The organism is Thermoanaerobacterium butyriciformans (genome assembly GCF_017874545.1).
GTDB classification, from domain to species: Bacteria; Bacillota; Thermoanaerobacteria; order Thermoanaerobacterales; family Thermoanaerobacteraceae; genus Thermoanaerobacterium; species Thermoanaerobacterium butyriciformans.
Window position 1 is genome coordinate 93,878 of sequence record NZ_JAGGLT010000002.1, and the last position, 22,270, is coordinate 116,147.

Genomic DNA, 22,270 nt, shown 5'->3' on the forward strand with positions numbered 1-22,270 from the left:
TCTATTGTCCATTAATTTCACTATGGTAGTAGTCATATATTGTTCCTTTTACTGTTATTGGTATTGTTATTGATTTTGTTGATAATTGACTGTTTACAGTTTTAGTAGCCGTTACAGTTATATTATACGTGCCATCAGGTGTATTCTTCGGAATTATAACAACTTTGTCATATCCTTGTGAAGAATCATGTCTTGTGCACCATAGTCCATTACCCTCATTTATTAAGGTGGTTGTTCCTGTGTTAACATAATCATTTGAGTTATACCACATTTGAGCTGTTACACTATCAGGATTTCCAGTAACATTTACTTGCACTACCATTGCCTGTCCTGCTGCATAAACAGTTTGCATTGATGGAGTTAATGACATTGGAACTACAGTAAGTGTAGTAGTTGCCTTATTGCCCGCCTTATCATAAGCGTCAATTGTATAAGTTTTTTCAACTGCTGGTACTGTAAATGTTGCTGTATATGGATTTACATCATTTACATTTTGAGAAGTGCCTACGCCTTCTATGACAATTTTATCAACTCCAGTAGTCTTATCATCTGCTGTTACGTTTATTGTTATATTATTATTAATAGTATATGAAGCATTTATTGTAGGTGCTGTTACGTCAACTGTATAAGGTCCAAAATATCCATAAGTTTCGTTGCCAAGTTTGTCAATTGCATGATAATGTATAAACCAAGTACCATCTTGATTAATTGTATTAGTTATTGTTTGATAAGGTGCAGCAGTCTGCCATGTCTGTGGTATTGATGGTGAATTTGTTACTGCATATTCGGCTGTTTGAACATTATTTGGAAAATCATCTATGATATAGTAATAAGCTGTTAAACTATTATCAGAATTTTTCTTTGTTTGAAGGAGTGTTGCACTAGGCTTGACAACATCAATATTAACAAGCAATTGTGTCTGATCTGTACTTGATACAGTTGATTGGACTATTGTTGCACCTGCTGACCGTGTACAATTGGAATCAAGAAAATCCTGCACTTTTAATACAACCTTTGCATTTTGATAGCTTATACCTTGTGAAGTAAATGCACTTGCTGGTATAAAGGCATAACCTGTTTTATTCTGTCCATCTGAAGCAATTATTGTGCTTCCATTGTCCCAAATAATGTCTACTGTAGTTCCTGCTATTGGATTTCCGTTGTTGTCTATTAAATACGCCTGACCTTTTTGCCAGTTATCAGTATCCGCATCATTCATGGTAAATCTCACAAATATTCCATTCTGTTGTGAAGAATTTGCATCAGGATACAAGCTGCCGTATTTTTTATACACGCTGTCAGGTGATAAAGCACCATTATATCCAAAAATAAAATTAATAAATTCATTTCCATTTTGCACTGTTAGTGTAGGTGCAGCATCCTGCCTTATCAAAACAGTTACAACTTGCTCTTGACTTTGAAAAGTAACACCACTTATAGGCAAATTTCTTGCAACAGCCTTAATCTCGTAATATCCATCACATGCACCGACTGTTGTATTTCCTGTACCTAAAGGATCTATTGTATTTAAGTTATATGTTAAACCTCCATCAGATTCTTGAATTTGATTATTAATTAATGTTTTCCATGCCGATACACTGCTAGAACCATCCAAATTCATCACTTTTCTTATATATAAATCATAATATACTGTTTTGCTTTGTGTATCTTGTGTTCCGTAACCGTCTATATTTTTGTCATAACTATAAAGTCCAATCGTTACAGTTCCCTTTAACACTGAGTCTACATTGAAAAATGCTGGCGATGATGGAACAAAATTATCATGGTTAAATCCAGTATCCGTATGGCTTGTTGTATCTGTATGTGTCGTTGTATCTGTATGCGGAGTATAATCGGTATGAGGATAAGAGTCACCATGAGTAGAAGGACTGTCACTATGGCTGCCGTAATAATCATTGTGCGAATATCTGTCAGTATGAGTTCCGTAAGTGTCTGTATGAGTATTCCATTGATTGTACTTATCTCCATGCGAATATCCATCACTGTGGACAGTACGGTCATCATGTGTTTGATAATGCCCACTCCGAACACCGTTATTAGTGTGAGTATATGCATTATTCCATGTATCAACATGATTGCCACCAGGCAAATCATAATGATAATTTCCTTGAACATAGCTATTTGAATCTGAATGATAATCTGTATGCGGAGTGCTGTCGGTATGACTTCCTGTACCGTCAGTATGAGGTCTGCTGTCATAATGATAATGTCCTGTATCACTGTGTTGTGAATATTGGTTATACATGCCACGAGTATCTGTATGTGGCTTACTATCTGTATGCGGATTTGTATCTGTATGTGTATTTACTATCTCAGTTTGTGGTTGATTTCTTTGAATAGCTTGCACCCATTTAATAAAATTTTGGAAAGCAGTAGTATCAAACACTGCCATTACTGCAAAATTCTGAAACTCGGTCATTATAGGCATCTTTTGCCACCTCCATCAAATATTTTACCAAGTCCTCCTTTCGCTTTTGTTCATTGATTTTTATGTCTTTAAATTCCAAAGAATTAATAACATCCACATGAAAACTGTATTTTGTACCAACATCACTCATAAAATTAATACCTCTAAAAACTTTATATTCAGAACAATTTAAAAGATTGTTTTTATCATAAGTCAGCACAATATTTTTACCAAGAAACTTTAAGACATCATAAATATCTTTAATGCTATAAAAACCTTTATTTATCATAACACTTCTCACATAAGGATTTAAGTTTTTATCATGTATTACATCTACATTTCTTAAAACATCATAAACATCGTTATATGCACGCCTAAAAAACTCACAATAGTTTTTTTCTACTCCAGCAGCATTTCCAGTAGATTCAATAGCAGAAGCACTACAACCACCATGACAAGCAAACCAATAACCACATTTTTTGCAAGTCGTATCAAAACGTTGCTGCACTTCTTTTACAAATGTTTTATAGCCTTCAGTATTAAATGCTTCATCAATACTGTTTATATCAAACACTGTATTCATTTTATACTTTTCAGGATAGTATCTGTCACAAGGATAAATTTCTCCTAATGGATTTACACCTATCCAATGATAACGGCAATCATGATTTCTACAAGTTGCACCATTCATATCGCCAATAACAATGGAGAGCATTTCAGCAGCAGAACGTTCATAAGTACCATTTTTATCATACAGCCAGTATTTAAAATACTTTATAAATTCTTTTTCATATTCTTCAGGTGATAATTCTAAATCATTTTTTTCTGTTTGTGCTGTATGAAAGACCATATTCATGCTAGTACTAATACCAATCTTTTTATAGTACTCATATATTTGGATTTGATCTTTGTAATTAGTTTTTGTTATTACATCTATTGTACCTATTTTAGGGCCGACTTTTACAGAAAGTTTTAATATATCTTCTAATTTTTGATTAATTTTTTTATTTATTTGTAAATTTTCGTGGTCTTGATTTGATACTCTTAATTTTTCTTGATACATTGCATTATAAGACATACCAGGAGAAATTTTATATTGCTTAAAAATATTAAACCATTTTTCATTATAATTGACACCATTAGACATTATATAAGAATCAATATGAAGCATCGGATATTTTGATATTACTTCTTCATAAGCTTTTATATACCACTGTATACCAACCATAGTAGGCTCTCCGCCATGCCATATAAGCTGTACCCGTTCAGTGTATTCCGATAAAAGTTTTAATATCCTGTCTAACGTTGTAAATGACATATCAGTTTTTATTTTCTCTCTATAAGGTTTATCATAACAATATTTACAATCAAGGTTACATCTGTGAGTAGGTTTTATTAAGAGTGAAAAATATTTTAATTTTGGCGAAACAAGATAATATTTTTTTAAAAGTGCATTATAAAACTGTTGATATGCACTCTCATCCTTTTTATCAAATACTATTTCAATTTGGTTATCATTTGTACACTTAACATTTATACAATTATCTTTTTCATTTACACGCCTTGCAAAATATGACCATTTGTCATGTTCATCTGTTAAAATAACTATTTTTTTCAACTCATCATCTGTATTAGCCTTTATTTCATTATCTTCAAAGTATTTTTTTATTTTTTCTTTATAATTCATCATAAACACCTCCGCAAAAAAAAAGAACCACTTTTAAAGTGATTCTTTATGCAGAGGAATTATTGACATCTTATTATTTTCCGTCCCACACAGGAATATTATAAATTTGTCCGTTTTGATAATACGTACCATAATCAGGATATAAATCAACATTTTCGCCAATGTATTGATCTTGATATTGAGGGTCATTTTTTAACAATTCTATACCATCTCCAAATTCTTGTGGTATATTTTTGCTTATATAAACAGCATTATTCTGTGCATCATATTTTACACCAAAATTAAATAAATATGCTTGCACTCTTAATGGCAAATATGTTGTTCCACCATCTATATCAGTTACTAAAGGAGGAATATCCATTTTGTATGTTTTATGTGAAATTTCCGCAGGATCACCATGTTTTTGATAATAAGAAACCGCACATTGAAAGTTTTGCATCATATTAGCATGATATTCGTAGTTTGAATTTGGTATATTATATTGTAACATAATCAATGTTGCACTTTTTATGTCATCTGTCCTTACCATTTTAGGCATATCGGTTTTAAATTGTACATCTGGATAGTATTGAACATACGTTGAATTATGTGGCGTGCCATCTGAATTACTCATTATGCCGTCATTATAATAAGTAAATGCTCTTGCAGGAAGCATTATTCTTCCATTGATACTTATAACAGGTGCACCATAAATTTTCTCAAAATCAACCAGTTTATTTTCAATGTATATTTTAACGTCTGATTTATAGATTTTTATGTCAGGATAACCTGCAACCTTATTAGGAAGCAAATTTGATGTAGCAGTTGCTGTCACATTAGAATTAAGAGTTTGCTGATTATTGCTTTCTGCATACGCAAATGAAAAAATTGCAATTGATAAAATAAGAAGTGAAATTATTATTATTTTCCTTTTCATAAAAAATCATCCTTTCCACATAATTTTATCAATTTTAGCTGTTGCAAAATGATTTTCAATAAGTTTCAAAGTTATACTTTTGAATATGTCAACTTGCTTGTTGCATATTCTTTCATACTCGGTTACAACATCTTTTTCAGGAAGATTATAATACTGCAAATAATGTTTTATATCTTCCATATCACTTCGGAGAAATAAATACTGCTCATCTATAATATAATCGACAAGATTTAAATAAAGTTTAGTCGAAAGTTCTTTGCCGAATGTCAAATAATTTTTATAAACCATCTTTTTAATAGTTTTGTCTTTTGCATGTTCTAATATGAAACTTATATCTTTTTCTTTGAGATGGTTTCTCCATGCTTCTATTGATAGCTTTTGCTGTTCCAATACAAAATCTAAAATAAAATTGATTTTACGTATCTTATAATTTCTTACATTTATGTCCTCCTGAATTTTATCAAGCATCTCGGTTATATTTCGTTTTGTAGTTTTTATCAGTTTGATAAATTTTCTATATTCGTGACTATTCATATAATCAAATATTTCATCTTCTAAAGACACATAGAAAACACATTCGCCGATATTTCCCTGCCTTGCTGTACGTCCTCTGACTTGATCATCTATTCTTTTATCCAAAAACCTGTTTAAACATATTAATTTTAAACCACGTGCATTTTTTATATTATTATCAATTTTTATATCAGTTCCTCTTCCAACCATATTTGTTGAAATTGTAATTGTACCTCGTATTCCAGCATTATTTATTATTTCATTTTCAAAATCATCTGTATACGAATTTAAAAGATTAGATTTAATATTGTTATTTTCAAGAATTTCATATACTTTATTAGCCTCTAAATCACTTCCTGTAACTATTAATACAGGCTGTTCTTTGTCCCATTTATATTTTAAATAGTAAGACAGATATTCATATTTTTCTTCCTTTGTATTAAATATCAAATCTGCATAATCTAATCTTTTATTTTTATTATGACTTGGCACTATAATTGTCGGCACCTTATATATTTCTTCAAGTTCTTTATATGCTGAATATATAGTGCCACTCATACCAACCATATTTTTATACTTTTTAAAGAATACCTGATATGACATACTATAGTTAAGAGAATTTTTTAATGTTACTGGAACATTTTCTTTTATCTCTATTGCTGTATGTAAATAGCTATCAAGCTTGCTATCTATCATTTTTCTTCCATTAGCACGGTTTATTAAGATTATTTTATTATCTTTTACTATATAATCTCTGCCATTCTCAAATAGCAGATTTGCCTCAATAGTAGCAAGAAGTGCCTTGTATAAATTAATGTTTTTATAAAATACATTTTTGCCAAATATTTTTTCAATTAAATTCATACCTTCATCTGTAAAATATGCAGTACCATAATAATTTGAATATACACAGTGCACTCCTTTTTCCTCTGAATAATTAATGAAGCTTCTTTTACTAACTTTTTTGTATTTTAACATAGGCATTATTTCTTTTGCTATTTTAAAATTCTCTACATTTATATTTTCATATTTCCCTGTTGCTATTGAAAATTTTGAAAGTGCATTATCTAATAAAACAAAATCTATTTCATCTATTATCACATTATTTAATGGAAACTGAAATACAGGTTTTAATTCATTCCTTAAATAGTCAAATATGAGTTCACTGCTTGATGTGTATATCACTTGATTAGAATACAAATTCTGCTTGTTTTTGTTTTTGCAATTATAATCAACTGTAACATCAAAGAAATCATATACAGGTTTCATTAATGTATAATCTCTTTTAGCAAGATAGTCATTAACTGTCACTATATGCACGGTATCTTTTAACAAAAGTGCTGTCATTACAGCTACTAAAGTTTTTCCTTCTCCTGTAGGCATTTCTGCTATATGTCCCTTATATAAAGCATAAGCACACATTAACTGTTCTTTATAAGGTCTTATTTTTAATATCCTATATACTGCTTCTTGTACAACAGCAAGTTTGCAAATAATATTTTGAGATTCTTTATATGCTTGTTTTAAATCTTCATTAGACATATTTTCGACGTTATATTTCTCTACTTTTTTAATTTGTCTATAAATATTTTTTAGTCTTATTTTATTTATAAATTCATAAAGCATAGTAATTTTCCTCCAAAAAAATAGCAAGGCATTTTTACCTTGCTATTTCTCTACGATAACTTGATAACTTTTATTGCTTAAAAATGGTGCCAAAGCAACAGCTTTATCTTTAGTCGTTTTTAGTATTGCATATATGTGTTTACCTGATGAGTCATTTACATTAATTACTGTTTCTACCTTCAAGTCTTCAATTGTCTGTGCCTGTACATCAGGCGAATTTGATAATGTCTGTACTGTTAATACTGAATTGCCTGCAATAAAGTCTTTTAAAGAAGCTGGAATTTCTACAGGTATTAAAACATCTCCAGTTTTAAGTTCTGTTTTAGCTTCCTGAAAAGTACTTTTAAAAATATAATCACCTTTCAAACGGGTTACATTAATTTTTTTATTTAACGCATCTTTTGTACTTTTAATAACGCCTTCTGGAACGTTTGACGTAGGCACAGTTTTTGTAGTTAACAGTTCATTTACGTTGTCATTTGTTATTATTGTTCCTGAACTTATATTTGCTTTGGCAATTACTACTGTGCTTGTCGATGTCTGCGTACTGATTATTACAAATGTTATTACCAGTACTATTAAAGCAGGCAATATTGCCAACTTAAATATTTTACTTTTCAATTTATCACCTCCATTAAAAAAGCAGGCATCAGGCCTGCATATTCACAACTTTTATCAACTTATTCACACACTTACACACATACTTATCCACACATCAAGGTATGCGCATACCACTTATATTAACTTTTTCAAGCTCTTTTGCAGTCTTAATCCAGTACTTAATAGTATCGTTAAGGTTTTTAAGTGCTTCTTCAGGTGTCTTGCCATAACTCATACAGTTAGGCGGTTTAGATACATACGCCAAATAGCCTTCATCATCTTTCAATTTTATAATCTCAACTTTATTGTCCTTTTTACACACTGTCATCACCTCTTTTCTACGTCAATAGCAATTTTGACATTCTTTATTTCTATAAAAGTTTTTAAATCGATATTAAAGTTTTAATTTTTTATTACGATAAAGATATGAGAGGAAGTGTTTTTATGCATAGCAAAAATAAAAATAAAATAATATCAATCCTTAAAAAAATTTATTGTTTATTGGTAGAATATTTTAAAACAAAAAAAATAAAATATACCGATTATACTTATTTTTCAACTTTTAATTTATACATATATATAGGTATTCAGATATTCTTTTTTGTAATATTTATAATTATATATTTTACATATATTTATTTAATATTTAAACCTATATTTGAATTTATTCCTGCCATATTCAATATAGCCTTTGTTTTACTGTTTATACAATTTCGTAAATTTGATGTTTATATTAAAGAAAAAGATAAAAATAATATTAGGAGAAATATTGATATACACATTACTACAGTTGATAAATATAATTTAAACGAAATATTATCTAATATTATATCTGAAAGCAAAATTATAAAAAAATCATTAGAAAATGAATTAAACAATTCTATTTTGCTAAACTTCATAAGTTCATTACTAGGATTTATTGTTGGTATTTCTTCAAAAATTATTTATGATATTACTACTTTATTTTTTTTAATAGTATTATTTTTAGGAAATTCATTATTAATGTATTTCTTGGTAGAAATAATCCGATACAACAAAATTTATAAAATTGAAATGTACGAATATCAAATTTTTTATTCAACAAAAATATTAAAAAAGATTAATAAAGAACAATAGTATTTCCAGATTGTTTTATTTTTAGTCCAAACAAATCACGTATATACTTCTCTGGCAACATTATCGTCTTGTTGTGAATTAACATATCTGGTATATCTATTGTTTTTTCTCCATTAATATTAACGTTTTTTCTATCTCCATTAATAATTATTGTTTTATGCCTATCATCATTGACTATCAAAAGATTTCCTTCCGAAATAATATTATTATCAGAAATTCCACTTGCTTTAGCAGCAAAATCAACTGGTATATATAATTTGTCATTATATATACCAGGACAAGTGCGTAAAGTAACCAATTTATAATCTTTTAAATTTAATTCACCGATGTTTTCTAATGGTCTAATGCCTAATTTTGCCATTGTTGAATTTAGAAATAAATAACTAGGTTTTTGTGTACTTATATCGTGCACAATATATAACGGAGAAAACAACAACAAAAAAATAGCAATAGACAGCAATATCAAATATATGAATTCTGCTACAGCTTCATTCATTTCATCCGTGTTAGGCATTTTTACATTCTCCTTTCTACGTCAATAGCAACAATTCTGAATTTTGTATATCCATCAAATTTTGCCTGATAGTCTTTTCGTACTTCAAATAGCACTTCTGTTCAGGTTTATCAACATACAATTGGAATGCATTTTTAAGAGCTTCTTTAAAAACATGCTCAACAATATTTGTCATATCTTCTTTAAGATCGCTTATATCATGGTTCTTGCCATCTCTGCCTATTATCTTGCCTACACTAGAAAGCATCTGCCTTGCCAGTTTCGTTTCTCTTATATATGCTTTTGCCGTATCAGTCAGCAATGCGTGTCTATCATATAAATCTTCCAACAGCTTTGCACCTGCCACTGCAACAGCGGAATTATACCATTCATCGTTTTGAAAAGATTTCTTAAATGTATCTGCAATTTCCTGCTTTTTTGTATACTGTTTATCCAGCAAAGTTTCTTTCATGAAAAGCACAAAATTGCAAAATGAACTTGCCTGCCATATACCGTTTTTGAAGTATTGAGGATTTTTCTCTCTATACAAAGTTATTACGCCTTTTCTTGATATTTTTCCTTTGTATTTGGCATCGTTAAGCCATTTTATCAGTCTGTCCTTTGACGCAAGCTCGTCAGGCATATCGTCCATCAGATCTGAATAGTGAATACATGAATATTGCCTTGCTATGAATATCTCAAATGCTGCATTAAGTTCTTTTCTGACTTTTTCTTCAGTTTGTCTAAATATGAAAGAATCAGGATTAACTGTTAATAATTCGGTACTCAACATCCATCACTCCTTTAGTATTCCATTTATCAATCTTTTGTAAAGCTTCATTAAGCGTATCAGTAAGTCTTTGTACAAGTATTTCAACGTTTTTATCTTGCAGGTCTCCTTTGCTATTTAAAAGCACATCTATTTTTTCAGTATATTCTTTAATACTTCCAATAAAGTCTGATATTTGCTTTGTCAGATTGTAATTAATTCTTTGTTCTGCATATACATGATCATAATCAGTTAATTTATTGAGGTACTCTTGATTTTCCTTCTCAAGTTTCTTGTTTTTTGCTTTAAGATCTTCAAGTGTCTTAATATATTCTTGTTTTTCCCTTTCAAGGTTTTGACGTTCATTTTCAAGTTCTCTTAAGCGTTCTTCAACGTGTTTTGATTGTTCTTTTATTGTTTTTAATGTATCTTTTAATTCTTGGTAATCATCAGGTTCTTTTTCTATTACTTCAGGTTTTATGTTTTTAAGTTTTTCTTCAAGCTCTGATTTTTGCTTTTCTAATTCCTGCTTTTGCTGTGTCAATGATTTTGTCAGGTTTTCCATATCAGACATTTTCTTGCGCATATCTTCCATATCTTTTTGGTACTGCTCTATTTCATTTTTCTTATATTTGCCTATTGCGTTACCAAACGTTTTGTAGAGTTCTTCCTGCTCTTCTTTGCTGCGTGATGCGAGAAATTCTGCTAACTGCAATGATAATGTATTTTTACCACTGCCGAACTCAATCAGCTTTTGGAACGGCGGTATCAAATTGTTAAGTTGATCTAACCGCCTTAAATGTCTTTCCGATATTCGTAAATTGTCAGCAAGTTCTTTTTCTGTTTTAGGTAAAGCGGACACGGTGTCCTGTTTTTTCGTACCATTATTGTTATTATTTGGTCTACCTCTCTTGATGTCATAAATCCTTTTAAGTTCACCTATACATCTCGCCGACTTCATAGGATTAATATTGCCTACTCCACGCTGCATAAGGTTCGATTCAAGTAAATCTTTAAGTTTCCAATCCTCTGCCGAAATACCATCTCTATCAACATACTCATGTACTTCACAAGGCACTTCAGCTAAACCTAATTCTATTGCAGCTTTAAGTCTTTGATGACCTGAAATGACAGTATAGTTATCAGTTACAATTAAAGGCTGTATAATACCGCTAGTCTTAATACTTTTTACAAAATCCTTCCACTTGTCGCCTTCCATGTCGTCAAAAAATTCCTTATTGCGTGGGTGTATTTTTAAAAGTTCAACTTTAATCATCTGCATTGTTTATCCTTCCTTTCTGAAATTTTTGCACATTTAAAAGACATTAAAAAAGCAGGCATTTAAGCCTGCTAGTCAAAGGAGGTGAAGTGAGTGGAAAGCAAAAAAAAAGGCAGGCATCAAGCCTGCTTAAAGTTCTTATTTTTCATGTGAACTCATGGATCAAAAAATAAAGTGGCAGGTAATCACTACTTGCCCCTTTAAAAAATAATCTTGATCTGTACGTGTTGGATATATAATAGGATTAACTAATTCATTTGTCAAGAATACATGTGTTCGTATTAAGATTTATTGCCTTCTTTCTTATCCTTTTAACTTATTTACCAATTCCAACGCACTTTTATTTCTTCTTATAGCAGCTTCAAACGGTATCTTAAAAAATTCCTGCAATATTTCCTCTGCATATTTGCCTTTAATTATAGGCGTTTCTTTTATTAACTTACTATCTTGGCCATTTTTCACATAACCGCACCTCTTTCTAATCAAATTGCTTCCTCGATCAAAACCTGTTCAAGTTCCAGTAAAGCACCGTTAACGTCCTTTTTCTCTTTCAATTTATATCCTAAAAGCTTCATCATACCTTCAATCTGATCTATTGCCATGTTCTGCTTATTTACATCAATTTCAATTACATTCTTAACAAGTTCAGGTTCCTTTTTAGGTTCTATAATAGACTTTATTTCAGGTTCTATTTCAGGCTTTATTTCACTTTTACTTTCTGCCTTTGTAACAGGTTCCTCATCAGGCTTTATTATTTCTTCTCCAGAAAAGCTCACTTTTCCTTTCAAACCTAAATAAAGTCCTTGTACATCAGAAAATTTTGCAGGATTTTTTACACGGTTTATAATTTTTTCAGGCGTTATTATGTCAAAAACAATATCATATATTCCTAATGCAAGTGCATATCCTAAATTTTCATTTTTATCATTATCCAAAAGCAGAATTACACGCTTATCACGTTGCCTTAAAGCAAACAAATAGTCCTTTAAAGGTAATTTAATTTTTGTCCGAGCTGATATAATAACCACATCAGCTTTTTCTTCTTGCAGTGGATATTCTTCATAAAAAACTATACGTGAATTTATTTTTGTATCATCAAACATTTGCTTTAATTTGTTATCAAGATCATCGTAACCTGTATATATTAATACCATTGTTTACACTCCTTCACTATTTACTCATTATTTTTTTATGAGCTATACTTATGTTCTCATCATCTATTTCAGGTATATCCATTTCGTTTCCGCATTCACTGCATTGAGGAATTTTAGCAATATAGCTGATTGTTTTACCACCAATTTGCAAAGAAACTTCTTTATATTTGATTTTATACTCTATTTCTTTATCGCAAGAATAACACTAAAGCCTTAATGAGGAGTTTTTATTTTTTGTCAGAAGGTTCCAATGTGTGAATTCTGTTTAAAAGTCTCAAAAAGTTTTTATCAGCCATTTTATTACCTCCTGTTTTCAATTTTTACTAAAATACATATTTTTATTTTTTTTCAAACACCGCCACGTCTCCAATAGGCTCTATATTATGATAGCCAACATACTTATATCCAGCTTTTTCAGCACGTTTAACAAGACTGACAAGTTCTTTCCATGTTCTTATACCTTGAATGAAAATTGTATCGCCTTTTTTATAAGTCTTAATCATGCTTTATCAAAACCTTTTAATATTTTTGTGTCCGTCTTTTAATGTTTTTGTGTCCGTACAGGCAGTACGTCAACGTTCCTGCCTGTTGCTCTTGACGGACACAAAAAAAAAGCAGGCACAATTAAGTACCTGCTACGTTCTTTTAAGTACTAATGTTTCAGCCATTATGTCATGCAATGCCTGTTTTCTTGCAGTCCAGCCTGCCATCATGAAACCTACAAACAATATTAGACCAGATATAATTTTACCAAAATATCTGCCTGTTGCTCTGCCAAAACCTATCTTGTCGCCATTTAAGTCTGTGACATACAAGCCTAATGCCATTTTGCCTAATGTTGCCTGTGTACTGCTCGACTCCATCAGAGCATAATATAACCAGCCTACAAATAGTACAGCATAAGGCATTTTTGCTGATATGAATATTGCTTCTATTATACCTAGTATTAAGCCGTCAATGATATAAGCCACAAACCTACGCCAAAAACCTGCATACTCCATGTACATCTCTCCTTTCAGTTTTATATACAAAAAAAACAGGCATTTTTTCACGTGCCTGTCAATTAGAAACCAATGACAAAGGATCAATCCAATTTCCTTGTGTCCAGTCGCCTATACTTACACCATAATGTACATGCGGTCCAGTTGATTTTCCTGTATTTCCAGAAAGACCAATTATATCACCTTGTTTTACCACATCACCAACTTTCACATTAACTTGACTTAAATGACCGTATAAATAATCATGTACAGCATCACGTATAACAACAGTATTTCCATATCCGCTCACCCAGCCTGCGACTACTATTTTCCCGTTTGCAGTTGCCTGTACTGGAGTACCTATAAGCACTGCTATGTCTATTCCAGGATGAAAATCACCAGGCTGTCCTGTATGAGGATTAATCCTGTATCCAAACGGAGAACTTATCTGTCCTTGAACTGGAAGCATTCCTCCATTTGACATGCTCTCTTTGAATCCTTCTGCATAAGACCAGATTATTGAAGCATATTCTGATCTTGCTCTGTCTAATGCATCACTGCCAGCAAAACCTCCGTAACCTGCAAGACCTTTTAATGTTTCGTCCTGCCAGTCACCATTCCAGTCAATATTGCCTAAATACTGTTTTAATAAATAAGTTCCTACATCGAGCTGTGCAGCAGGATTAAACATATCTGCATTTACATCATAACCAAGCATAGGTGCATAATATTTCCAGTTATCAGGCATAACTTGCATTAAACCTAATGCACCGCTGGAAGAGTTAACTGCTGTAAATTTGAAACTGCTCTCCTTCTCTATTACCGCAGCAACAAACCATACAGGTATTCCATATTTATCCGCATACTGTTTTATCAAGTTATATAGTTCAGGAGGAATTGTAGCCGAAGATACAAGGTTTGAATAGTCTACGCCTGTTCCTGCGAGCCATTGTTCTCTTTCTATTTCATTGTCATAGCCTTGAGCCGACTCTATAATTGACTGTCTCGCTAACTTTATATTGCTTTCATCTTTAAAAATATGAAAGTTGCTTTTAATATAGTCGTCCAGTCTTTCATAAGGTTTTCCATTCAGCTTTATACCTGTAAGTTTCCATGTTGTTTCTGTTATCTTTAATTTTTGATTCACCTGTTCATTATACTGATAAGTCGTATTAATTGTTTTTTCGTAGGTATATATAAAATCACCTTGTAATGTATTTGCTTCAGACAGCAAATAAAGTGGATTGTGTACAGTTTGAGTTTCAATGTTCCATGTTTTGTTCTTATCGTCATATACAGGCACTTGATATTCTATTGTTGTTCCATAGTCTATGTACCTGAAAGTTGGATGGAGTGCTTCTGCTATTGATGTAAGCAATTTACTGTCTAATTGTTTGCCTTCAGCACCATTTAGATACATTCCGACTGAAAGTACCTGACCTACAGTTAATGCAAGCTGTTTATCCCTGCCATAAGCGTCCATAAACTTATCAGTTTTAATCCAGTTAGGATTTTCAGGATCTTCAGCGTAATATAAATCTTCTACATTTGCTTTATCAACAATAGTTTTTGTCATGTCGTAATATTGTTTATCAACTCCGCTGTTATTAAGTCCTGCTACAGTCCTCTGCGCTGTAAACTGTGTGAAGGCTATTCCAGTCAACATAAATATTATTATAAAGACAGCACCCAAAATTATAGCAGGCACCAAATAAGGCATCAGCAATTTTAATAAATGTTTCTTTGCCTTATTTTTAATATAGCTTTTTGCTCTTTCTTTAATCACTGACTTTCACCACCTAAAAAAAATAAGGACTATTAAGTCCTTATTTCCATCTCATTCCGTCTAAAGATGTATTAACACCATAATCATTTAGTTTTTGCTGTACTCTCGCAGGTGATGAAAAAGCATTTGAAAAATTGACACTTGCCGTTTTAAATATCGCTTCTCTGGTGGATTTTGCACCTGTCATATTTTTTAAAGCTTCCTTTGTACCGCCTTCAAGATTATTTTCTTTAGCATATTTATGTGCATTGTACAAAGTTGAAACAGTTCCAGTACCAAATGCAACGAACTGACTTCCTCTATTTACTAAATTTTGGACTTGACGCATACCTTCAGTTCCGCCTGGCAAACCTGCAATCCTTGCAAATGATCCTGCACGTTGTGCATAATGTCCTGTTTTACTTCCAGCATTTAAAGATTTTAACATATAACCTGCTGCAACTGGATCTATTTGCTTATTTTCACCTATTACACCTCCTGACGGACCTGAAGTACCTGTAACATTTATACTTCCGTTTGTATCTGCATTACTGCTGGTACTGCTCATATTGACTGTACCAGTTGCACTATTAGCTGCACCTGCTGTACCTGCTTCCATTCCTGATACAATACCTGCACCACTGTTACTGCCTGTACTATTACTATTCATCGCTGCCATAGCACTGGCAACACCTTGATGTGCTGCTGAAGGCTTAAATTGGCTCATAATAGTATTTGCTGCCGAAGGCAAAGCACCTAAACCAAGAAAAGTCATACCTGCACCAGCTACACCATATTCATCAACACCTGAAAGTCTCGTCATAAGTCCTTGAAGCGAATTTCTTAAAGCTTCCGCCAAAGGCATCAATGTTAAAGCCCATATAAGGCATTCAAACCACTTTCCTGTAGAAACTATTGACAAAAATACAAGAAAAACAAAAGCATAAAAAGATTGCATAAAAATATTTGTTACAATCTCGCCAAACCACACACTGGCAGCATTAATATTTTTATTTATCGCCCACAGTACAGACATTATAGGTGTAAAGATAATAAATGTAATAAGTATAAATTTACGTATTATAAACATAATACTTATCCTTACATTTATATAGACAAACAATGCAATTATCATTGCTGTTGCTAATGCACTGCCTGTTTTTACATCCTGCAATACTCCATTCATTCCTAAAACGCTGTCAGGACTCTTTGTAGGTAAAACATTTTGAGCAAAGAAATATACAATTGAATTGTTAATATACAAAAGCACATGTATAAATAACAGTGACAATCCTGTAAATATACCAAAAGTAAAGAGCCTCATTATACTTTCTTTTGCTTCTGCTTTTGCTTTAGGATTTATCGAAACATACATAGTCTTAAATATTGCCGTAAACAAAGGTATAATTGCAAGTCCATATGACAATGTAGTCATAATTGGAAACCACTGATTTATAACATTCCATTGATCACTTCCTAAAGGCAGCAAATCATCAGGTTTTTCAAAACCATTATAAAGCAAACTGTTAAGTGATTTTATGCCTGTCCATTTTTGAAGTACTGTCATAACTGATGTTGCAAAGTCTGCTATGACGCCAGCTATAATCTTTTCAAATACACTTCCGTTTTCAGAATTTATTTTGTCGAGTAATGTCTGTGCTGTGTTTGTTTCAGGCGTAGGATCATTAGGATTAGGTGTCGTGCTGTCTGTTTCAGTTGCACTAATAAGTGACTGTGCCTGATCTTTGCTTATTTCGACCATGAAATTGTCTAAATTTAATATTGTCGGCAAATTACTGCTGGAATCATATTCAGACGTATTTATTGTTATTGAATATTTTTTTACTGCATTTAATATCCTATTATATTCATCACTTGTAATGCTGTCATAGTTTCCATCTTTAGACGCTATTGAAACATTGACTTTTTCTCCGTTTTCAAGCTGGCTTATCATGCTGTCAAATTCAGATGATGCAAATGCCGTAAAAGGAATTAAATAAACAATTAAAATTATTGATACAAGCAGTATTGATATTACTTTTTTCAAAGAATCACCTCCATAAAAAAAAAGACACTTGTTATTTAACAAATGTCTTATCAGGATAATCAAAACCTATTCCAGTTTTCCTAAGTTTAGTTTCACCACTAGGCAACAATTTTTCTTGTATTGATAGAGCGTACATTGACACAGGTTCTACTTTGTTATTTTTTATAGTTAAACCCATAGAGTTCGCAAGCTGCTCTATGTATTCTTTAGTAACTCCAGGACGTTCAGGCGGTATTCTTCCTTGCAGCAAAAGCCTTTTTTCATTAACACCTATTGCATTGTTAATCGACATACCTGTAGAAAGTTCATAATTCCATTCATCTTCTTTTACAATGGATAAAAAGAAAGTTGAAATAAGCGTGAGTATTGATGCTAATACAACAATAAATCTTACAGTAAATTCATTATTTACGGAAGGTGATATTATACCCCACTGTATAAGCAAATCGGTACCTTTACCTAACACAACTATTACTGGAAGAAATACAAAGCCTAAACTCTTGAATAAAGCTTTAAAAAAGAACGGAAAAATAAATTCTATAGCAACAGCAGATATTATTGCAATCAATATCTGTTTCCAGAAAGTTTCAACAAAAAATATCAAAGCTATAACGCCCATACATATCAACCTCCATATAGGCTGTACTTTATATTAATTGTACATCTACATATATGTTTTGTCAATATACAGATGTACTAAGTTGTAATGTATGGCCATTCATAAGATGTAGGTTCCACAGCAACAGCAGTTACGTTTCCGTTTAAGGAAAGTATGCATTCACCTGGATTGAATGTTTCAAGCAAATTTTTTGTTCCTTCTGACAGGCTGAAAAATTCAGTAACCTGATCTACTGCTGATGGATGCTGACGCATAAGCATAACAGTTGCGCAGGACTTTATAACTGCACGTCCTTCTTCGTTTGACAAAAATTCATCTATAAATTGGCTTGCAACAATCAACGATGCATGATGTTTCCTGCCACGCCTTGCAAGATCATTTAAGAAAAGCGCAGCTTCAGGATACTTGACAAACATCCATGTTTCATCATTAGCGACTATTTTGTCAATATGCCTTTGTCTCTGTACAAAATTCTGCCATACCCATGAAAGCAATACATACGTTGCATAGAATTTTGTAAACTCATCCTTTATATCAAAAAAATTAAATCCTATTATGTGAGATTTCAAATCAATAGATGTTTCACAGTCAAACAAGCCCATTGAACCGCCTTTTAAAAAAGGTATAAGTATTTCTGAAAGTTCCTGTGCGTTTTTCTTCTTGCTTAATTTTGCCTGAAACTCTGACAATGTCGGCATTTTCTTTTTGATCTTGCCTAATATAAACTTGTCTCCGTCCTGTATTCCGCCTTCCTGATACAGGCTTTCAGGCTCACCGTCTCTTATATCACGTTCATTGTAAAGTTCTAATACTGCCTGTTCTATAGCAACAATTTCAAGTGCATTTAACGGTCTGCCATTAAAGTTTCTTGATATTGCACCTAATATTCCTCTTATTTCTGCAACTTTTGTCATAAGGTCTACTGTTTCTCTTCCATACTCGTCCAAATCAAGTTCCAGATCAAACAGATTAATTCCTGTCGGTGTTCCTGATTTTATTGTTATATATTCGCCTTCAAGCATATCGCTTATAAGTTTCTTGTATTCACCTTCAGGATCAACAACAACCACTTTTTTGCCTTGTATCACATACTGTGCCAACATGTGCTTAAGTGCCACTGACTTGCCAGAACCAGGTATGCCGAATATTGCAATATGCTGATTGTTGAGCCTGTCAGGAACTGCAAAGTTATTCATAAAAACAGGTGAACGTGTAAAAAGGTTTTTCCCGAGAGGTATACCATCATGATGTGTCATGTCAGGATTTGAAATAGGAAACATAGCTGCAACTCCGCCTGTTGTAACATTCCTTTTAAAGTCAGTCACATATATATTTCCTGTAGGAAGCACGCTCTTAAAACCTTCTATCTGCCTGAAAGTCAAGCTTCTTAAATACGTTGCTTTACGTGCCAATAAGCTTTCCAGCAAATAAGTCTTGTTTTCAAGATCTTCTTCATTTTTTGCACGAAGCCTTAAAAATATTGTTATATAAAACATTTTGTCACGGTTAGTTTGAACAGCAGTAAGCTCTGACAAAAGGTCATCACGCATTGTTGTAAGTTCAGGCATGTTTGTAATATCTCCGTTTTTTTCTCTTGAATATATTTCTGTAAGCACAGAATCAAGTTTTTTCTTAAGATTTTTAGCAACTTTGTCATCAGGCACAGGCTCAATATACGTTGTAAGCGAAATGCCTTCTATTGAAAACAAGTCATCAAGCCAGCCTAAATATATTTCACGTGGATATACAGATACCACAAAGGTTCTGACATAATTTTCAGGTCCTAAATATAAATAATCTTTAGTTTCCAATAATCCGTCTGGAATAAAAAGATCGTGCAGATCAGCAACATTATCGCTCAATTCTATTTCATCGCTTTCAATTTTCTCTTGTTTCTTCTTCCACATTTGAGACACCTCCTACGTACAGCTCAAATCCGCCATTATCAACTATCTCTGATGGCTTAACTGTTTTATTGTTTATGCATGAATTCAGCAAATCCAAAATTGCACTCGATGAAAGTCTTTCTGATTTAATTTTTATGCTCTTCATTTCATTAATCATTATCTGGCATAACCTGTTAAGTTCACTGTATGCTTTTTCAAGTTCTCCTTCATATGTTATTACCAGATAATTGCTTCGCACATTTATGTTTTTATTCTGCATCAGTTCGTTCAAATAGTTTATTGTTTCTCTTGCAAATGCTTTTACTTTTAAAGGATAATCATTATTATTCATTGCAGTTACAATATCATTTATTGTATTATCCGCTTCTACTCTTTCTGTCGCAACTACAAACTGTATAGGCAATGTAAGCGGAAGTGCAGTCCTTATAAGTATATTTTCTATTATTGTCTGTTCATCATCTGACAACAATCTTATGTCCACCGATCCTATCTTCAAGATAGCAGCATATCTGTTTCCTTTCATGTATATAATACCGTCACGTATATCCGTAACTTCCCATATATCCTTTAAATTAGCTTTTTTAGATTTATCCGTTTCAAATTCCTGAGTTTTTTGTTTTGGTTGTTTTATTCTTCGTAAAGATGAACGGCTGTCAGAAAATCTCATATAAAGCACACCGCCAATTACAACAAGAACAGACAGCACACCAAAAAGTATTGTAATTGCTACAAACACTATATTAACTCCTTTCGTTCAGAAATTTCTTATTACGGGATCTATGCGTAAAATATATCATTACAAATTTATCAAAATATACGCCATCTACCTTTAAAAAAGCGCACAAAGAACATCCTATAAGCACCAAAAGAACTGTCAATGCTCTTACTATCCACGAAAACAAAGGCACAGTAATACAAAAAAAGAAAGTTGCAACAAATATACCTAAATATACAAGTTGTCTTGCTGACATGCCCCAAAACAATTTTTCCTCATGCTCAAATTCAAATGGTATAGAAAAATTTCTCAATTACATCACCTCCAACAAAAAAAGGAGGCTGTGTGCCTCCATTAAGATAATGGCGAATAACTTTGAATTTGACTTTTTACTTTTGTATAACCAGACAAAGTAACAATTGCACCAAAAATCGTTATAATTAGGCCAAGTCCTATAGTTGCACCTATAAGCCATCCTATTCCTTCAAGTGCTTCAGACCTTTTCTGCGCTTTTCCATGACTCGCAATTATTTTTATTGTGGATATAAGCAAGCCTACAAATACAAGTGCCATACCTATTGGCATTGCAAATTGTCCGACAGTTTGTATTATGCTGTTTGCCACTTGAGTAGTATCAGTAGCAGTGGTACCTGCTAAAACTAAAGATGGCATAAAAAACATTGCAGGCGCAATATAATAAATTGATTTAAAGCCATTTATAAATCCTTTAACAAATCTATTCAAGGCATTTCACCTCCTTTACAGCATAGAAACATTTAAAGGCTGACTTATAGAACGCAACAAAGCAAAAATTAAAGGAATCGAAAAATACAATATTACGCCTAACACAACTGACATTATGCCAGCTATGCCCATTCTTCTCACTGTAGATGAATGAAATAAACTTCCAGCGATAAAAAGAACTATAGAAACTATCATAGCCAATGACGCAAATGGAAGTATTATATTTCCAAATGTTTGAGATAAAAGTGTAATAACTTGTGCTACTTTACTGCCGAATTCTTGAGGCGTAACCGTTGCTGTTGTCATGCCACCACCTTCTTTTTAGAATTTTTCAGGAAGGTTGATCTTTCGCATTAGCAGTCCTGATTTAATGCCTAAAAACTCACCTCCTTACAAGCATAAAAAAAGCAGGCATTTAAGCCTGCCCTACAAGTTTCTGATACCGCTCTATATTTCTTTTTATCAATGAAACATCATTATTTCTATCCAAATTATACTTGTACATATCCTCATACATCCTAAACATCACTGCTGGATCATCAACAAATCCAAAACATTTCCGTCCATCTCTCCACTGGAACACAGGAGACATAAAAACCGTACATTGTCCTTTTTCTGCCTTAAAGCATCCTTCACATTTTTGTGATAACATTTGTAAAACCTCCTTTAAAAATTTTAGGCATAAAAAGACAAGCGTTCAAGCCTGCTTAAAGATTTTTCGTAATAAAAAACAATGACATAAACAATACACCTAAAAAACTTCCAACAAACAGTCCCATCACAAATCCTAACAACAAAATCCATCACTCCTTTTTATCCACAGAAAAAGATATGCGCATACCTTGAAGTATTTTCCAATTTTCTATCCTTTTAACATCACGTCTTCATGCAGTGGATATAAACCCGCATATT

General features: G+C 32.2%; 23 protein-coding genes. 1 reads left to right on the forward strand and 22 read right to left on the reverse strand.

The window, feature by feature from the left end:
• Nucleotide 1: 1 nt before the first annotated feature.
• From J2Z80_RS01630 to J2Z80_RS01655, 6 genes are all read right to left on the reverse strand, one after another.
• Entirely contained in the window at nt 2-2,449 is a 2,448-nt protein-coding gene (locus J2Z80_RS01630; RefSeq protein WP_209452807.1) for a hypothetical protein, read from the reverse strand.
• The gene (locus J2Z80_RS01635; RefSeq protein WP_209452808.1) at nt 2,400-4,115 is read right to left on the reverse strand and encodes a radical SAM/SPASM domain-containing protein; all 1,716 of its coding nucleotides are present in this window, start codon (nt 4,113-4,115) and stop codon (nt 2,400-2,402) included. The genes J2Z80_RS01630 and J2Z80_RS01635 overlap by 50 nt, the downstream gene beginning before the upstream one ends.
• A 73-nt stretch (nt 4,116-4,188) precedes the next feature.
• Entirely contained in the window at nt 4,189-5,031 is an 843-nt protein-coding gene (locus J2Z80_RS01640) for a stalk domain-containing protein (RefSeq protein WP_209452809.1), read from the reverse strand.
• A 6-nt stretch (nt 5,032-5,037) separates the two neighbouring features.
• Complete coding sequence (locus tag J2Z80_RS01645; RefSeq protein ID WP_209452810.1) at nt 5,038-7,170, reverse strand: preprotein translocase subunit SecA; 2,133 nt, start codon at nt 7,168-7,170, stop codon at nt 5,038-5,040.
• A 42-nt stretch (nt 7,171-7,212) separates the two neighbouring features.
• Nucleotides 7,213-7,791, reverse strand: a complete 579-nt coding sequence (locus J2Z80_RS01650) for a CpaB family protein (protein ID WP_209452811.1) — start codon at nt 7,789-7,791, stop codon at nt 7,213-7,215.
• Nucleotides 7,792-7,885: 94 nt separating this feature from the next.
• Nucleotides 7,886-8,092 (reverse strand): type II toxin-antitoxin system HicB family antitoxin, encoded by a 207-nt coding sequence (locus J2Z80_RS01655; protein ID WP_209452812.1) that lies wholly within the window; start codon nt 8,090-8,092, stop codon nt 7,886-7,888.
• Nucleotides 8,093-8,196: 104 nt separating this feature from the next.
• Here J2Z80_RS01655 and J2Z80_RS01660 point away from each other — a divergent pair, with 104 nt between their 5' ends.
• Complete coding sequence (locus J2Z80_RS01660) at nt 8,197-8,886, forward strand: hypothetical protein (RefSeq protein WP_209452813.1); 690 nt, start codon at nt 8,197-8,199, stop codon at nt 8,884-8,886.
• On the opposite strand, the gene J2Z80_RS01665 is transcribed toward J2Z80_RS01660, so the two are convergent.
• The 16 genes from J2Z80_RS01665 to J2Z80_RS01740 form a co-directional block, all read right to left on the reverse strand.
• A complete protein-coding gene (locus tag J2Z80_RS01665) occupies nt 8,870-9,400 on the reverse strand; it encodes a stalk domain-containing protein (RefSeq protein WP_209452814.1) in 531 nt (176 codons plus the stop codon). The genes J2Z80_RS01660 and J2Z80_RS01665 overlap by 17 nt on opposite strands.
• Before the next feature lie 16 nt (nt 9,401-9,416).
• A complete protein-coding gene (locus J2Z80_RS01670) occupies nt 9,417-10,169 on the reverse strand; it encodes a hypothetical protein (RefSeq protein ID WP_209452815.1) in 753 nt (250 codons plus the stop codon).
• Nucleotides 10,144-11,430 carry a ParB/RepB/Spo0J family partition protein gene (locus J2Z80_RS01675; RefSeq protein WP_209452816.1) on the reverse strand — a complete coding sequence of 429 codons (1,287 nt, stop codon included), beginning with the start codon at nt 11,428-11,430 and terminating at the stop codon, nt 10,144-10,146. The genes J2Z80_RS01670 and J2Z80_RS01675 overlap by 26 nt, the downstream gene beginning before the upstream one ends.
• Nucleotides 11,431-11,730: 300 nt before the next feature.
• On the reverse strand, nt 11,731-11,889 hold the full coding sequence (locus tag J2Z80_RS01680; RefSeq protein WP_209452817.1) for a hypothetical protein: 159 nt from the start codon (nt 11,887-11,889) through the stop codon (nt 11,731-11,733).
• A 20-nt stretch (nt 11,890-11,909) separates the two neighbouring features.
• Entirely contained in the window at nt 11,910-12,581 is a 672-nt protein-coding gene (locus J2Z80_RS01685) for a hypothetical protein (RefSeq protein ID WP_209452818.1), read from the reverse strand.
• A 338-nt stretch (nt 12,582-12,919) separates the two neighbouring features.
• A complete protein-coding gene (locus J2Z80_RS01690; RefSeq protein WP_209452819.1) occupies nt 12,920-13,084 on the reverse strand; it encodes a hypothetical protein in 165 nt (54 codons plus the stop codon).
• Between the two features lie 132 nt (nt 13,085-13,216).
• A complete protein-coding gene (locus J2Z80_RS01695) occupies nt 13,217-13,582 on the reverse strand; it encodes an RDD family protein (RefSeq protein ID WP_209452820.1) in 366 nt (121 codons plus the stop codon).
• A 58-nt stretch (nt 13,583-13,640) separates the two neighbouring features.
• Nucleotides 13,641-15,347 carry a peptidoglycan DD-metalloendopeptidase family protein gene (locus J2Z80_RS01700; protein WP_209452821.1) on the reverse strand — a complete coding sequence of 569 codons (1,707 nt, stop codon included), beginning with the start codon at nt 15,345-15,347 and terminating at the stop codon, nt 13,641-13,643.
• Nucleotides 15,348-15,387: 40 nt separating this feature from the next.
• A complete protein-coding gene (locus J2Z80_RS01705; protein ID WP_209452822.1) occupies nt 15,388-17,373 on the reverse strand; it encodes a hypothetical protein in 1,986 nt (661 codons plus the stop codon).
• 31 nt (nt 17,374-17,404) lie between these two features.
• Nucleotides 17,405-17,992, reverse strand: a complete 588-nt coding sequence (locus J2Z80_RS01710) for a hypothetical protein (RefSeq protein ID WP_209452823.1) — start codon at nt 17,990-17,992, stop codon at nt 17,405-17,407.
• Nucleotides 17,993-18,069: 77 nt separating this feature from the next.
• Entirely contained in the window at nt 18,070-19,899 is a 1,830-nt protein-coding gene (locus J2Z80_RS01715; protein WP_209452824.1) for a VirB4 family type IV secretion system protein, read from the reverse strand.
• The gene (locus tag J2Z80_RS01720; RefSeq protein WP_209452825.1) at nt 19,871-20,635 is read right to left on the reverse strand and encodes a hypothetical protein; all 765 of its coding nucleotides are present in this window, start codon (nt 20,633-20,635) and stop codon (nt 19,871-19,873) included. Before J2Z80_RS01720 ends, J2Z80_RS01715 begins: the two co-directional genes overlap by 29 nt.
• Before the next feature lie 4 nt (nt 20,636-20,639).
• Nucleotides 20,640-20,927, reverse strand: a complete 288-nt coding sequence (locus tag J2Z80_RS01725; RefSeq protein WP_209452826.1) for a PrgI family protein — start codon at nt 20,925-20,927, stop codon at nt 20,640-20,642.
• Between the two features lie 41 nt (nt 20,928-20,968).
• Complete coding sequence (locus tag J2Z80_RS01730; RefSeq protein WP_209452827.1) at nt 20,969-21,358, reverse strand: hypothetical protein; 390 nt, start codon at nt 21,356-21,358, stop codon at nt 20,969-20,971.
• A gap of 15 nt (nt 21,359-21,373) precedes the next feature.
• Nucleotides 21,374-21,664 carry a hypothetical protein gene (locus tag J2Z80_RS01735; protein WP_209452828.1) on the reverse strand — a complete coding sequence of 97 codons (291 nt, stop codon included), beginning with the start codon at nt 21,662-21,664 and terminating at the stop codon, nt 21,374-21,376.
• Nucleotides 21,665-21,773: 109 nt separating this feature from the next.
• Nucleotides 21,774-22,010, reverse strand: coding sequence for a hypothetical protein (locus J2Z80_RS01740; protein ID WP_209452829.1), 237 nt, complete (start codon nt 22,008-22,010; stop codon nt 21,774-21,776).
• Nucleotides 22,011-22,270: the final 260 nt, after the last annotated feature.